Genomic DNA, 14,075 nt, shown 5'->3' with positions numbered 1-14,075 from the left:
TTTAAATATGAAAATATCATAAGGCATTAGCTGACTAGCAGATTAACCACCATTTAACCAACCTTGCCTGCTGGACAAATCAGATTATTTCTTTGCCCCTTTTTGCTTATCTTCGGCAGATAATTTTGCGCCTAATTCTTTAATGTATTCGCGCAATTCATCTTTAACTTGTGGGTGTTCCAAACCATATTCAATATTAGTCTTAACCCAGCCGAACTTGTTACCAACATCGTAACGGTCACCCTTGTATTCGCGGGCAAATACTCGTTGTGTTTGGTTTAAGGTGTCAATTGCATCTGTTAATTGGATCTCGCCACCCTTACCAGGCTTCGTCTTTGCCAATACATCAAAGATTTCTGGAGTAAAGACGTAGCGACCAATAATTGCAAGATCACTAGGTGCATCTTTCGGAGCTGGTTTCTCAACAAAACTTGTTACATTGTAAAGTCCTGGAGTTACTTCCTTGCTTGGGTTAATGACACCATATTTTGCAGTATCTTCATGTGGCACCCGCATAACAGCTAGAGTAGAAGCACCTGTCTGGTTGTAGCTTTCGATCAATTGCTTAGTCAATGCTTCGTTCTTATTATTAATGTTATTAAGGTCATCACCAAGCATTACAACGAATGGTTCATCACCAATAAAGTCACGAGCGGTTAAGACCGCATCTCCTAAACCACGAGGGTGTGATTGACGAATAAAGTAAATATTAACGTCAGTTGTCTCTTCAACCATCTTTAACATTTCGTCCTTGTGCTTTGAACGAAGATTATCTTCCAATTCAGGATTGGAATCAAAGTGGTCTTCAATTGAGCGTTTATTCTTACCGTCAACAACAACAATATCTTCAATTCCTGATTTGCGCGCTTCTTCAACGATAAATTGAATTGTTGGCTTATCAACAATTGGTAACATTTCCTTTGCCAATGCCTTAGTTGCAGGTAGAAAACGGGTTCCTAAACCGGCAGCCGGAATAATGGCTTTTCTAACACGTTTCATAATTATAAAACCCTTTCCATATTTTCAATTTCTCTCAATATCCATCCTTTAGCATTTTACCATATTTATTCGTTTTCTGACGTAAGATCTCGACTCATTAATTGAGAAATTGCGGTCTTAATATCTTCGCCTTCGTATAAAACACGGTAAAGGGCTTCTGTAATCGGCATTTGAACTTGGCGCTTTCGACTTAATTCATAGGCTGCCTTAGTGGTATAAACGCCTTCAATCACCATGCCCATATTATCAATAACATCTTGGAGCTTCTTTCCTTGCCCTAATTGATAACCGGCCCGCCAATTACGTGAATTCTTACTCGTTGCGGTAACAACCAAGTCACCAACACCAGAAAGACCGATAAACGTCATCGGATTAGCACCAAACGCAACTCCTAATCGCCGAATTTCTGCTAATCCTCGGGTAATCAAAGCTGCTCTTGCGTTATCATGGTAGCCAAGTCCTTGGATAGCACCAGCACCAATCGCAATAATATTCTTCAAGGCAGCCCCAAATTCCGCCCCAATCACATCATCATTGGTATAAACCCGAAAATATGAATTACTGAATAGTTCTTGAGCTTTTTTAGCACTTTTAAGGTCTTCACAAGCTGCCGTTACTGCCGTCATGTCTTTTATTGCAACATCTTCAGCATGACTTGGACCAGAGAGAACCACAATTGCTTCTCGATTATTAGGAGAAATATCTTCGCTCAACATTTCAGAAGGACGCTTATAGGTATTTTGTTCTAATCCTTTGGTGGCATGAATAATCAACGGCTTTTGGTTCAATTCTGTTAAGATCGCATTTAGCTTTTGAGCAACTTCACGCAATCCCTTAGTGGGGATGACGATCAAGATAACGCTGGCATCTTTAACGGCTTCCTTCATATCAGTTGTCGCTACTAATTTATCAGAATAAACAAAATCTTTCATGTAATGCGGATTAACATGGTTAGTATTTAATTGTTCAACTTGTTCCTTATTGCGGGACCATAGCATAACATTATGCCCATTTTCAGTAAGCATATTTGCTAAAATGCTACCCCATGAACCTGCACCTAAAACAGCAATCTTTTCTGCCATAATCTTTCTCCTTAATTAGTTAATTTTACTTACGCCATATACCACGGTACGTTCTTTTGCCGACGACGAATAATCATTATTATTAACGCACCAATAAAAAAGACGACTGAGAGCATTTGCGAAACCCGAATTTGCCCTAGCATTAAACTATCTGTCCGCATTCCTTCAATAATAAAGCGTCCGCATGAGTACCACATTACATATGATAAAAAGATTTCTCCGCGCCGAAAAAGGTGCTTTCGGTGACGCAGGAGCATCAATAATGCAAAACCGGCAAAATCCCATAATGATTCATATAAAAATGTCGGAATTCGATAATGACCACCAATATACATTTGGTTAATTATCCAGTTAGGAATATGCTGGGCAACCAAGTTTGCACGCGTTGTAACTGCGCCAAACGCTTCCTGGTTCATAAAATTACCCCACCGGCCTATTCCTTGTGCCAAGATTAAGGTGGGTGCAATAATATCCATCATTAACCAACCAGAAATATGGCGGTAATGGCAAAAAATAAGCAAAACCGCAAATCCGCCAAGGATAGCACCATAAATTGCAATTCCACCATCCCAAATTGCAATAATCTCACTAGGATGTTGAGAATAATAATCCCATTGGAAAGTTACATAGTACGCCCGTGCGCAGATAATTGCGACTGGAAGCGCCCACAGTAGATAATCGTAAAAGTCATCTTCAGGAATGCCTTGCCGCTTTCCTTCACGCACTGAAAGCAGCAAGGCTAAAACAACTCCGCTAGCAATGATCACGCCATACCAATGAATCGTAAACGGACCACCTTGAAAGGCAATGGGGTTTAAAACCGCTTTTATTGCTACGTTAGTCATCTAATTCGCAGACCCTTCATTCTTTTTACTATCACGCTCTGAATTTTGCTTGATTAGTTGGTTAAGGTTGCGGTCAAACGTCTCGGTTGCATCATAACCCATCGTTTCAGCACGGTAATTCATTGCTGCCGATTCAATAATAATGGCTAAATTCCGCCCAGTCTTGACGGGAACTGAAACCTTAGGCACGATTACACCTTGAATAGTTTGAGTATCTCCACGATCACCTAAGCGGTCAAATTGAACATCTGGTGTCCACGTCTCAAGGTGAACAATTAAATTAATTTGATCTGATGGCATAATTGCCCCGGTCCCATATAACGTTGAAACATCAATAATACCAATTCCCCGAATCTCCATTAGATTTTTTAGAATTTGGGGAGCTGTTCCAACTAGGATTTGCTCATCCCGAGCATAAACTTCAACTCGGTCATCAGCAATCAGACGGTGTCCACGACGAACAAGTTCAAGGGCCGTTTCACTCTTACCGACTCCCGAATCACCAGTAATTAAAACACCGACCCCGCTAATATCGACTAGTACCCCGTGAAGAGATTTACGTGGAGCTAGCCTTCCCAGCAAATAGGAAGTCATATTACTTAAAATTTGTGAAGACGTAAGGTGCGTTCCTAAAATTGGAATTTTAGCATCATTTGCCGCCTTTTTAAGCTCTTTAGGAATTGGCAAGTTAGTTGAGATAACAAAACATGGTGTTTGTGGCATACACATTCTTGTCATATATTCTTCTCGTTGTTCATGAGTCAAGTCTTTGGCAAAGGAAGTCTCGGTGATTCCTAACAACTGAATGCGGACTGCCGGATAATGCTTAAAATATCCGGCAAATTCCAAAGCGGGGCGTGATATATCACTAGTTGTAATCTTACGTTGTAAATATTCTTCACCTTGTAAGACTTTTAATCGCACCTTCTCAACTAATTCTTGAACCGTAATACTGTTGGACACTTTTCTCCACTCCTTTACATTCTTTCCTCGTGACTGGTAATAATCGTGTTAAAGATTGCCATAATAATTGCAATCAATATTGCAGCACCAAATGACGAGAAATGAAAGTTCGCTGGACCGACAAGCAGCGATGTCAGTTGCAGCATTATTCCATTAATTACAACACTAAAAAGACCGAGGGTCAAAACATTTATCGGCAACGACAATATTACTAAAATGGGTTTGATGAGCACATTTAAGATTGCTAAAACAAAACTTGCTAGCGGTGCAATCCATGCACTAGTAATATAAAACATTCCTGTACCAGCAAATAAACCTGCCAGGGCAATAAAGAGGATCGTATCAATTAATACGCGTTTCCAAAATTCCATTATGATCTTCCATTTCTTTTAATGTCTTTTTCTTCTACATCCGTTAATGTTCGGCGAGAACGCTCTTGGGACTGATGGGACTTTGTTTGTGATTCACTAAATGATTTTAGTATTCCTAATAAATCAGGGTTTTGCGGGTCAGCAGGCATGATTATTACCAAGATAATATAGATAATGACCCCTGGAACAAAACCAGTGAAAATAGTTAATAGGACATATAAAATCCGTAAAATATTTGGTTGAATCTTAAAATATTGACCAATTCCGCCAAAAACACCAGCAACCATTTTATCTGACCCAGAACGCGTTAATCTTTTACGTTGACTCTCACGCATTCCATTCACTTCCCTTCTAAACGAAACCAATTATTGCGGATTCTTTTGACTAAGTTTCCATTGCAAAAAGGCATTAATAAAAGGATCAAGATCGCCATCCATCACCGCTTGACCATTATGCGTCTCATAACCGCTCCGATTATCTTTAACAAGGGTATAAGGATGGAAGACGTATGAGCGAATCTGAGAGCCCCAGCCAATATCAAGCTGTTCTCCTTCGATTTCCGCCCGCTGCTTAGCCTTTTTTTCTTCTTCTAATTCATAAAGCTTTGATTTTAGCATGTTCATTGCCGTTACCCGGTTTTGCAATTGTGATCGCTCTGCCTGGGATGAAGTGACAATTCCCGTTGGAAGATGGGTAATGCGAACTGCTGACTCTGTCTTATTAATGTGCTGACCACCGGCCCCGCTAGAACGAAAGGTATCGATTCGTAAGTCAGATGGATCAATCTCAACTTCAACACTATCATCTAATTCCGGCATTACATCAACCGAAGCAAAGGATGTATGACGACGACCCGCGGCATCAAAAGGAGAAATCCGTACTAAACGGTGAACACCCTTTTCGCTTCGTAAATAACCAAATGCATTATGACCTTTGATTAATAAGGTAACGCTTTTAATTCCAGCTTCTTCACCGGCTTCATAACTAGCTGTTTCTACCGTAAAACCATGTTGTTCTCCCCAGCGGACATACATCCGCAAGAGCATTTCACCCCAGTCCTGTGCTTCCGTTCCGCCAGCTCCAGGATGAATTTCTAAGATTGCATTTTTGGCATCATACTCACCAGCTAATAATTGGTTAAGCCGATACTGTTTAAGAGCTTGTTGCGTCTCATCAAATGATGTTTCAAATTCTTCTTGTAAGTCCGCATCAGGTTCAACGGTTAATAGCTCAATCGACGTCTCTAAATCAGCAATTTGATCGCGCAGATTGACAAACGTATCGCGTTTATCCTTTAAATTATTATTTTCGGTAATAATTTTCTGTGCTTTTTCATTATCATTCCAAAAGTCAGGTTGTGCCATCTCTTGTTCAATTTCAGCAATACGTTCATCTAACGCATCAAGGTCAAAGAGACCTCCCGAAGTGCGTAACTTCTTTTTGCATTGCTTCTACTTGTTTTTTTGCTTCGCTTAATTCCACAATAAAACCTCCGTAATACAACAATACGGCAGCGGTACCGCCATGGGTTACCTTACTGCCGTACCTAGTAGTAAATTTATAACTATCGGGTTACATTTTGCCGAATTTCGGACTTCATAAAGAGACGAGTCGTTTCATACTCAATATCCGCAATCATTTGCTCAAACATGTGATAACCTGCAGTTTGATATTCAACTAACGGGTTTAACTGACCGTAACCCCGTAAACCAACTGATTGACGGAATTGATCCATAATATCAATATGGTCTGTCCAGTGTGAATCCACCACCCGTAAGATAACAACTTTTTCAAACTCAAGCATTTGTGCTGGATCGTAGAGCTGTTTTTGCTTTTCCTTGTAGACACCCTCGGCAAAGGTCATTAAGTAGTCTACAATCTCGTCTGGTGTCTTACCTTCAAGGTCCTTAACCGTAATTGTATCAGGTTTGATCAAAACTTCTTCGGCAAAGTCAACAATTCCTTGTAAATCCCAATCTTTCTTTTCACCAAGAGTGTGCTGATCGACTTCACGTTTGATTGTACGCTTAAACATGGGCATCAAAACCCATTTCAGCGATTTATCTTCTGTGATAATCTCTTGCCGTTCTTTATAAATAATTTCACGCTGTTCACGCATTACGTCATCATATTGCAAAACGTTTTTCCGTGAATCATAGTTGTTACCTTCAACTCGTTTTTGAGCCGATTCAACTTGGTGAGTTAAGAAACGGCTACGAATAACCGCATCTTCATCATTAACTTTCATCCGCTCTAAGAATGACTTAATTCGGTCACCACCGAAACGTTTCATCAAGTCATCCTCAAGGGAAAGATAAAATTGTGATAAGCCAGGGTCTCCTTGTCGACCAGAACGTCCCCGCAGCTGGTTATCAATCCGCCGCGACTCATGACGTTCAGTTCCAATAACCGCTAAGCCGCCGATTTCACGAACACCAGGTCCTAATTTAATATCAGTTCCCCGACCAGCCATGTTAGTAGCAATTGTAACTGCACCTTTTTGACCGGCATTTTTAACAATCTCAGCTTCCTTAGCGTGGTTTTTAGCATTTAAGACAACATGAGGAATGTTTTCTTTATCAAGAAGTTGCGAAAGATATTCGGACGTCTCGACAGCCACAGTTCCGACTAAGATTGGCTGACCCTTGGCGTGGAGCTTTTTGATTCGTTCAACAACTGCCGCAAATTTGCTTTGCAAGGTTGGATATAATAAATCTGGCTCATCTTTACGCTGAACCGGACGATTAGTTGGGATCGTAATAGTTTCCATGTTGTAAATTTCACGGAATTCTTCTTGCTCCGTCTTAGCTGTACCAGTCATCCCTGCTAGTTTATTGTACATCCGGAATAAGTTCTGGTATGTGATGTTAGCCATCGTCTTGTTCTCTTCTTGAATTTCAACGCCTTCTTTGGCTTCGATTGCTTGGTGCAATCCATCAGAGAAACGCCGTCCTTCCATTACCCGTCCAGTAAAAGAATCAACGATCAAGACTTCACCATCTTGAACAACATAGTCCTTATCAAGAAGCATGATGTAATTAGCACGCAATGCTTGATCTAAGTGGTGCGTCAATGCAGTATTTTCAGGGTCGTAAAGGTTCTTTAAGTTAAAGTATTTTTCAGCCTTTTTAATTCCTTCATCAGTTAAAGAAACTGTCTTTGATTCAAGATCAACCTTATAATCGACATCCTTTTTTAATTGTTTAACAAACCGGTCTGTCTGTCGATATAGCTTTGATGTTCCTGTCCCTGGACCAGAGATAATCAATGGCGTCCGCGCTTCGTCAATCAAAATTGAATCAACCTCATCAACTAAGGCATAATTTAGTCCCCGTTGAACTTGATCTTCTTTGTAAACCGCCATATTATCACGAAGATAATCAAATCCGATCTCACTATTAGTTGAGTACATAATGTCAGCCTTGTACGCTTCCCGCTTTTGATCAGGGCTCATTTCAGAATTATTAACTCCAACAGAACAGCCTAACCAGTTATAAAGCTGTCCCATTTCTGTTGCATCACGTTTTGATAGGTATTCGTTAACCGTAATAACGTGAACTCCCTTGCCAGAGATAGCATTCAAGTACACTGGCATCGTAGCAGTCAAGGTCTTACCTTCACCAGTACGCATTTCCGCAATGTTACCTTCATGCAGAACGATTCCCCCCATAATTTGGACATGGAATGGATACAAGCCTAAAACTCGCTTAGCTCCTTCACGAGACACCGCAAAAGCCTCGGGAAGCATATGATCCAGTGATTCTCCTTTTTTGTAACGATCTCGGAATTCGTCAGTTTTTGCCTGAAGTTGTTCATCAGTCAATTCTGACATCTGCTTAGCATAACTTTCTACTTTATTTGCTATTTTATTAATTCGCCGTAACTCACGACGATCGCTTTCAATCCATTTTTTTAAAATATTGGCCATAAAAGCGTCCTTCCTACTTTCTGGCTTAAGTCCAATATCAATAAAAAAGTACTACTCAAGCCAATTATATTTTTATTCTAACCATAATATTTTACCACGTTCATAACGTAAATAAAAATTTTCAACACAATTATAACTACTAAAATAGCCGTCCAACCGATATCAGAAATAAAAAACGCCAATGATTTCTCATCCGCGCTTTTCTTAATTATTTAGCATTGACTATTCTGCTTCAATTAAGCCATAACGACCATCATTACGACGGTAAACAATGCTAATGCCATCAGTATCAGCATCTTGGAAGACAAAGAAGTCATGTCCTAACATGTCCATTTGAAGGACTGCTTCTTCTGGGTCCATTGGCTTTAATGAAACCTGCTTCGTCCGTACAATCTTTAATTCATCATCAGCTTCGTCTACAACATCATTGTCAGATGGGATGAATTCAAGGTTCTTTAAGCCCTTTTCACGTGACTTACGGTTTACCTTTGTCTTGTACTTCCGAATCTGCCGTTCAAGCTTATCTGTAACTAAATCAATGCTTCCGTACATATCATTAGAAGTCTCTTCTGCCCGCAACGTCAAGTATGGTAAAGGAATAGTTACTTCAACCTTGTACGTACGGTTTGGATAAACTTTTAAGTTCACGTGGGCGGTAGCTTCAACGCTATCTTCAAAGAACTTTTGAAGTTTGCTGATCCGTTTTACCACGTAATCACGGATTGACTCAGTAACTTCGACATTTTCACCACGAATATTGAACTTTAACATTGTACTTCTCTCCTTTCAGCCAAGCCATTGCTTGATCTGATATCAGAAGGACCACTCTTCTCATATCCTATCTTTATTATAGATTAGTTCTGATTAATTAACAAATTTTATTAACGGATCTTAAGAAGATTTTAACGTGCTAAAGAAACGCTTCCAACCCAATCACCGCCTGCTTGATGAAATAGTTCAGCAGCATGATAAAGTGTTCGTCCAGTGGTATAGACATCATCAATTAAAAGAATCTTTTTATGCTTAAATTTTGCTGGCGTTTTAAGGATAAAAGGTTGTGATGCCGCTAATCGTTCTTGTCTATTTTTACTTGATTGAGGCGCCTTTTTTTCTATTTTGGTTTGAAGTGCTGTTAGGTATGGAACTTCTCGTAATAACCCAACTACTTGATTAAACCCTCGTGTTTGCCACGTTGTCGTTGTTATCGGAATTGGAACTATATAGTCAGTAGGTATCTGCCGAATATATGTACTGAATTCACATTGAAATACTTTGCGCAAGCGATAATCACCATCAAATTTATAGCGACGCATGTATTCTTTCATCATCGAATTATAACGATATATTCCGTGGTGATGAAGATACCAGCCGTACATTTGCTTCCAATAATTACATTCACTGCATAACAGTTGTCCTTTTTCCATTCCTGATCTTCCGCATCCCCGACACCGATTTACCGTTTGCCAATGGACAAATTTATTCGTACATTCTGGACAAGTTGCTTGGTTTAAAATCTCGCTCGGCCAAAATATATCTCTTATTGTTAGCCGAACTGAAATTATCTTATTGCATAACAGACACTTCATCTTTTATCCGTTGTCCTTTCCGATTCATATAATTTATCTGTTGGGTTGCTTGTCGTACTTGTCGGCAATTACTGCTCACCCATAAGATTACATTTCCGGTCGGCCGGCTCTGTGCACGACCAGCCCGCCCCGCAATTTGGACTAGTGCCGAAGAAGAAAAAACGGCTTCGTCAGCTCCTAACACATATACGTCAATTTCAGGAAAGGTGACCCCACGTTCAAGGATTGACGTTGTAATTAAAAAGTCATACTCACCATCACGCATGCGCTGAACTTTTATTAGCCGGTCAGGGTCATTGGCATGGACCGTTGCGAAACGATAACGCGGAAAATATGCTTGGAGGGTTATGAAAACTGATGACAAATCAACAACGTGCGGTACAAATAATAGGAAACGGTGATGGCGAACTAAGCTTTTGTTCATTCTTTGCACACATCGTCTTGGCAGTTGCCGGTGCTTTAACCGTTGCCGCCAACAAACAAGCTGAACCTTTATCCGTGGTAAGAGATGACCATGATACCGTAACGGTAAATAACTAACCGCTAAACGGCGCTGCCTCACCTCACGTAATAAAGCATCACCAGGTGTTGCCGTCAAGTATAGGCAGCCGCCATCGGCCTTCAGAGCATGCTTAGTGGCATAAAGCAGTGATTTATCAGCCGCGTAGGGAAAAGCATCGACCTCATCAATAATTAAATTATCAAAGGCATGGTAGAACCGCAATAACTGGTGGGTCGTACAAATTGTTAATTGAGCATAATGGTATGGTAATTCTTGCCGCCCATGCAATAAGGCAATCTCGCAATTAGCAAAGGCCGCTTGCAGGCGCGGAAAAAGCTCCAGACAAACATCGACCCGCGGTGAAGCTATTCCAACGCGTTCACCACGGCGGATAGCTGCTGCAATCCCTGCAAACATCATCTCCGTCTTGCCAGCTCCTGTCACTGCCCATAATAACTGGTGCTCGTGGCGAGCCATTCGCTGGGCAACCGTCAGTGAAACCTGCTCTTGCAACGGTGATAACTTACCGTGCCATGTTAATATTGGTTGCTTAATTGGCAGAAATTGATTTGGTTCGGGAACATGATAAAATTTATTTAACGTTGAAACCCGCCCCAGGTTAATACAGTGAGGACAATAAAATTCGTTATGCGGTAAGGCAGCGATAGTTTTCGCTGTCAATTGGTTACAACGATAACACCGAATATTCCGTGACCTCACCTCAATTGTCGGTAAAACTCGAACACCGGCAGGAACCGGCGCCAAGCGATTTACCAAGACTTGCCGGCCATAATAATAACTAAGATCCATCATTTACTACCCCCCTATAAGTATATATACGTAAAAAAATTAAAAATGCACGAAGGAAGTTTAAAAATGACAGAACCCTATTTAACAATTGCTCACGATACCACCAACGAAAAAGTAATTAAGAAATCACGATTTATTTGTTCAATTGCTCGGGTATCATCTGACGAAGAAGCTCAAGCATTTATCAGTAAGATTCAAACTGAAAACCGCAAAGCAACCCACAACTGTTTTGCCTACATGATTGGCGACAACGACCAAGTTCAACGTGAAAGTGATAATGGTGAGCCAAGCGGTACCGCTGGGATTCCGATTCTTGAATCGCTAAAGCTTGCCAAAATTCATGACGTGGCAGCCGTTGTAACTCGTTATTTTGGCGGAATTAAACTTGGTGCCGGTGGTCTTATCCGTGCATATAGCAATACAACTACCGAGGCTATTCAGCAAGCAGGACTAATCCAACGCGTTAAACAGGCAACTCTCCAGATTACTGTTGCCTATTCCCAACATGACTCACTCTTGTACTACTTGAAAGAAAATAACCTAGAAGTCGCGGGCGAAGAATACGGTGTGAATGTTTTAACCACCGTCTATGTTAACGAGGACGAATTGGCAACTGTAAAGCAAGCGCTAACGAACCGGTTTAACGATCAATTACAGATTACGGAGGGACCTAAGCGATTTAATGAAATTCCATACCAAAATTAATGTACAGTTGAAAAATGACCCATTCAACAAGGTGATTGTGATTTAACTTTATAATATTTAAAAAGGGGCTGGCAAAAAATTTTTTCCAGTCCCTTTCGTATTTTTATTGTTTAACTGACCGGTAGTAACTAATCCATACAATAACCGCAAAAACTGTCAGTAATGCAAATGCTCCTTGTGTGCCGACCGCTGTCGAAATGCTGCGGTTAACGTGTAAGTGAGCCTGGCTTGTGGCAACAATCATCGCTACCAATGATGTTCCAATTGCACCAGCAAACTGTTGGAGGGTATTCAAGATTGCATTGCCTTGCGGGGAATTTTCCTTACCAACCACTGTTAAGGCACTGGTCATTACACTTCCCATACACATCCCCATCCCAGCCATATAAAAGATGTATACAATCGCAATAAACAGGTTACTCAAATGGCGGCTCATTACGGTAAAAAGCAGCAACGATAGCAAGCATAGCGTTATCCCTAATAATATTGGCTTTCGTGCACCAAAACGGTCTAAGATCCGCCCGCCTAACGGAGCAAAAAGAGCCCCGGCAAAACCTGCTGGCAAAACAACTAAGCCTGCCACCATTGCAGTATTACCATTAACTAGCTGAATATAGTTCGGTAATAAGAACGCAAATCCTAATGAAATCAACTGGGTAAGGAAAAATCCCAATACATGCCCAGTAAATAACGGATTTTTGAATAAGCGTAATTGTAGAATCGGTTGGTTAATTGTCAACGAACGCCAAACCAAGCCACTCATGCCAGCCAGTCCTACTAGGATCGCTCCACCGACGTTCAAACTAATAAATGGCTGGCTACCGAGATTACTAAATCCAGTTACTAAACCAGTGAAAAGGCAGATAATCATCAGCATACTAAACAGGTCAACATGTTGACGGCGAATAACAGACTTTTGCGTAATCCCCCATTCTCCTAGCAATAGTGAAATAAAGAGCAATGGAAGCAAGAGATAGAAAACCCAGCGCCAATTAAGCTGACTGGCAACAATCCCGCCAAAAGTCGGACCAATTGCTGGGGCAACTCCGGTAATTAAGTTACCAACGCCCATCATTAGGCCAATCTTACTTGCTGGAACCTGCTCCATAATAATATTAAACATTAATGGTAGGGCAATTCCCGTACCAATCCCCTGAATTGCTCGGCCAATCAATAACACGGTAAACGTTGGCGCTAGTGCATCAATCACTACTCCGCCAATAAAGAGTAAAATTGCTGCCGTAAATAAGCTTTTAGTTTTGAATGAGCTTTTTAAAACCGCCGACAACGGCACAATAATTGCTACTAGCAATAAATAAATTGAAGTAATCCATTGAACCGTATTCGTTGTAATCGCAAATTCACGCATCAAAATTGGAAACGTGACATTCATCGAAGTTTCCACAATGACGCCACAAAAGGACATTAACCCTGTTGCCACAATTGCTGCAATAACTTTTGGTGAAATTTTATCATTCATTATCCTAGTTCCCCCTTGATAATTGACGTTAAAAATTGCTCAATTACGGTAATTTCATCTTCACTAAATGTAGCTTTAATTCGGGCTTCATAATCTTTTAAATATTGACTGACAATCGGCACCAACTCTTTCCCAGCGGTTGTCAGCGCTACTACTTTTTGCCGATGATCGCTGGGGGAAATATCACGGGTAATAAGACCTTTTTTCGCCATCCGTTGTAATAGCACCGTTGTCGTTGACCGCTTAATCCCAAATTCAGATTCAATTTGGTGTTGGTCGCAACTATTTCCCGGGAAATGAGTTAAAAAATCAATAATTGACATTTGCGTTCCCGTCAAATCATATTGCTGAGCAAAGACGTTCATTTCGTGATTTATTTTATTATTGGCCTGTTTTATCAGGCGCCCCATCATCTCGTTCATTTTTTCTCCTTTTTGTTAGCAAGCTAACAAAATTATATAACATTCGCTTATAAAATCAATAAAAAAAAGAGCCTTAGCAGCTAGGAATCACCCTAAGCACTAACGACTCTTTGTTTAACTTAATACTATCTCAGCAATATCTAAAACTACTATTAAGGCTAAAATACAACTCAAGACTAGTAAAATCCGCCGAGTATGCTGATCTTTATTTTGGAGTTTTTTCCAGTTTAGCCCCGCATACGAACTAAGGATAAGGCCACATCCAATAATCCCGTATATTCCTGAATGAAAGCCCCGATTGTCAATGGAATAGCTGGCAGCGAGGAATAAACCAACTGCAAATAATAATCCCCATAGAACCTGTTTTTTATTCATAGTAATC

At 40.6% G+C, this 14,075-nt stretch carries 15 protein-coding genes; 1 reads left to right on the top strand and 14 read right to left on the bottom strand.

Annotation, left to right across the window (positions count from 1 at the left end; genetic code table 11):
- Positions 1 to 84: 84 nt before the first annotated feature.
- The 11 genes from galU to DTK66_RS07480 all read right to left on the bottom strand — a co-directional run bounded on the left by galU (position 85) and on the right by DTK66_RS07480 (position 11,086).
- The gene (gene galU, locus DTK66_RS07530) at positions 85 to 999 is read right to left on the bottom strand and encodes a UTP--glucose-1-phosphate uridylyltransferase GalU (RefSeq protein WP_153930350.1); all 915 of its coding nucleotides are present in this window, start codon (positions 997 to 999) and stop codon (positions 85 to 87) included.
- 65 nt (positions 1,000 to 1,064) lie between these two features.
- Positions 1,065 to 2,081: an NAD(P)H-dependent glycerol-3-phosphate dehydrogenase gene (locus tag DTK66_RS07525; RefSeq protein WP_153930349.1), complete on the bottom strand. Its 1,017-nt coding sequence runs from the start codon at positions 2,079 to 2,081 to the stop codon at positions 1,065 to 1,067.
- Between the two features lie 29 nt (positions 2,082 to 2,110).
- Entirely contained in the window at positions 2,111 to 2,926 is an 816-nt protein-coding gene (gene lgt, locus DTK66_RS07520) for a prolipoprotein diacylglyceryl transferase (RefSeq protein ID WP_191668273.1), read from the bottom strand.
- Positions 2,927 to 3,889 (bottom strand): HPr(Ser) kinase/phosphatase, encoded by a 963-nt coding sequence (gene hprK, locus DTK66_RS07515; protein WP_191668272.1) that lies wholly within the window; start codon positions 3,887 to 3,889, stop codon positions 2,927 to 2,929. It lies immediately after the preceding gene.
- Between the two features lie 14 nt (positions 3,890 to 3,903).
- Complete coding sequence (locus tag DTK66_RS07510; RefSeq protein ID WP_153930347.1) at positions 3,904 to 4,260, bottom strand: phage holin family protein; 357 nt, start codon at positions 4,258 to 4,260, stop codon at positions 3,904 to 3,906.
- A complete protein-coding gene (locus DTK66_RS07505; RefSeq protein ID WP_191668271.1) occupies positions 4,260 to 4,595 on the bottom strand; it encodes a PspC domain-containing protein in 336 nt (111 codons plus the stop codon). The genes DTK66_RS07510 and DTK66_RS07505 overlap by 1 nt, the downstream gene beginning before the upstream one ends.
- Before the next feature lie 30 nt (positions 4,596 to 4,625).
- A protein-coding gene (prfB, locus tag DTK66_RS07500; protein ID WP_370649443.1) for a peptide chain release factor 2 occupies positions 4,626 to 5,742 on the bottom strand; the annotation gives its coding sequence in 2 pieces (ribosomal slippage) (positions 4,626 to 5,669 and positions 5,671 to 5,742; 1,116 coding nt in all).
- 82 nt (positions 5,743 to 5,824) lie between these two features.
- Entirely contained in the window at positions 5,825 to 8,188 is a 2,364-nt protein-coding gene (secA, locus tag DTK66_RS07495) for a preprotein translocase subunit SecA (RefSeq protein WP_153930345.1), read from the bottom strand.
- A 222-nt stretch (positions 8,189 to 8,410) separates the two neighbouring features.
- Entirely contained in the window at positions 8,411 to 8,959 is a 549-nt protein-coding gene (gene hpf, locus DTK66_RS07490) for a ribosome hibernation-promoting factor, HPF/YfiA family (RefSeq protein WP_153930344.1), read from the bottom strand.
- A 131-nt stretch (positions 8,960 to 9,090) separates the two neighbouring features.
- Positions 9,091 to 9,612, bottom strand: coding sequence for a ComF family protein (locus DTK66_RS07485; RefSeq protein WP_225209038.1), 522 nt, complete (start codon positions 9,610 to 9,612; stop codon positions 9,091 to 9,093).
- Between the two features lie 139 nt (positions 9,613 to 9,751).
- Entirely contained in the window at positions 9,752 to 11,086 is a 1,335-nt protein-coding gene (locus DTK66_RS07480) for an ATP-dependent helicase ComFA (protein WP_191668309.1), read from the bottom strand.
- 66 nt (positions 11,087 to 11,152) lie between these two features.
- Between DTK66_RS07480 and DTK66_RS07475 the strand changes: the two genes are divergently transcribed.
- A complete protein-coding gene (locus DTK66_RS07475; protein WP_153930342.1) occupies positions 11,153 to 11,791 on the top strand; it encodes a YigZ family protein in 639 nt (212 codons plus the stop codon).
- A 103-nt stretch (positions 11,792 to 11,894) separates the two neighbouring features.
- Here the strand turns inward: DTK66_RS07475 and DTK66_RS07470 are convergent, their stop codons facing one another.
- The 3 genes from DTK66_RS07470 to DTK66_RS07460 form a co-directional block, all read right to left on the bottom strand.
- The gene (locus DTK66_RS07470; protein WP_191668269.1) at positions 11,895 to 13,271 is read right to left on the bottom strand and encodes an MFS transporter; all 1,377 of its coding nucleotides are present in this window, start codon (positions 13,269 to 13,271) and stop codon (positions 11,895 to 11,897) included.
- Positions 13,271 to 13,693, bottom strand: coding sequence for a MarR family winged helix-turn-helix transcriptional regulator (locus DTK66_RS07465; protein WP_225209037.1), 423 nt, complete (start codon positions 13,691 to 13,693; stop codon positions 13,271 to 13,273). Before DTK66_RS07465 ends, DTK66_RS07470 begins: the two co-directional genes overlap by 1 nt.
- Positions 13,694 to 13,807: 114 nt before the next feature.
- Positions 13,808 to 14,068, bottom strand: coding sequence for a hypothetical protein (locus tag DTK66_RS07460; RefSeq protein WP_153930454.1), 261 nt, complete (start codon positions 14,066 to 14,068; stop codon positions 13,808 to 13,810).
- Positions 14,069 to 14,075: the final 7 nt, after the last annotated feature.

The sequence above is a fragment of the Limosilactobacillus walteri genome (assembly GCF_014830205.1).
In the GTDB taxonomy this organism is placed as follows: Bacteria; Bacillota; Bacilli; order Lactobacillales; family Lactobacillaceae; genus Limosilactobacillus; species Limosilactobacillus walteri.
This window is presented reverse-complemented; position numbering and strand designations above follow the sequence as displayed.

Coding starts and splice junctions, on each gene's coding strand:
- DTK66_RS07470 (WP_191668269.1), bottom strand. CDS start 13,271: ATGAATGATAAAATTTCACCAAAAGTTATTGCAGCAATTGTGGCAACA.
- galU (WP_153930350.1), bottom strand. CDS start 999: ATGAAACGTGTTAGAAAAGCCATTATTCCGGCTGCCGGTTTAGGAACC.
- DTK66_RS07485 (WP_225209038.1), bottom strand. CDS start 9,612: ATGGAAAAAGGACAACTGTTATGCAGTGAATGTAATTATTGGAAGCAA.
- DTK66_RS07475 (WP_153930342.1), top strand. CDS start 11,153: ATGACAGAACCCTATTTAACAATTGCTCACGATACCACCAACGAAAAA.
- hpf (WP_153930344.1), bottom strand. CDS start 8,959: ATGTTAAAGTTCAATATTCGTGGTGAAAATGTCGAAGTTACTGAGTCA.
- DTK66_RS07480 (WP_191668309.1), bottom strand. CDS start 11,086: ATGGATCTTAGTTATTATTATGGCCGGCAAGTCTTGGTAAATCGCTTG.
- DTK66_RS07525 (WP_153930349.1), bottom strand. CDS start 2,081: ATGGCAGAAAAGATTGCTGTTTTAGGTGCAGGTTCATGGGGTAGCATT.
- secA (WP_153930345.1), bottom strand. CDS start 8,188: ATGGCCAATATTTTAAAAAAATGGATTGAAAGCGATCGTCGTGAGTTA.
- DTK66_RS07460 (WP_153930454.1), bottom strand. CDS start 14,068: ATGAATAAAAAACAGGTTCTATGGGGATTATTATTTGCAGTTGGTTTA.
- lgt (WP_191668273.1), bottom strand. CDS start 2,926: ATGACTAACGTAGCAATAAAAGCGGTTTTAAACCCCATTGCCTTTCAA.
- DTK66_RS07465 (WP_225209037.1), bottom strand. CDS start 13,693: ATGAACGAGATGATGGGGCGCCTGATAAAACAGGCCAATAATAAAATA.
- DTK66_RS07510 (WP_153930347.1), bottom strand. CDS start 4,260: ATGGAATTTTGGAAACGCGTATTAATTGATACGATCCTCTTTATTGCC.
- DTK66_RS07505 (WP_191668271.1), bottom strand. CDS start 4,595: ATGCGTGAGAGTCAACGTAAAAGATTAACGCGTTCTGGGTCAGATAAA.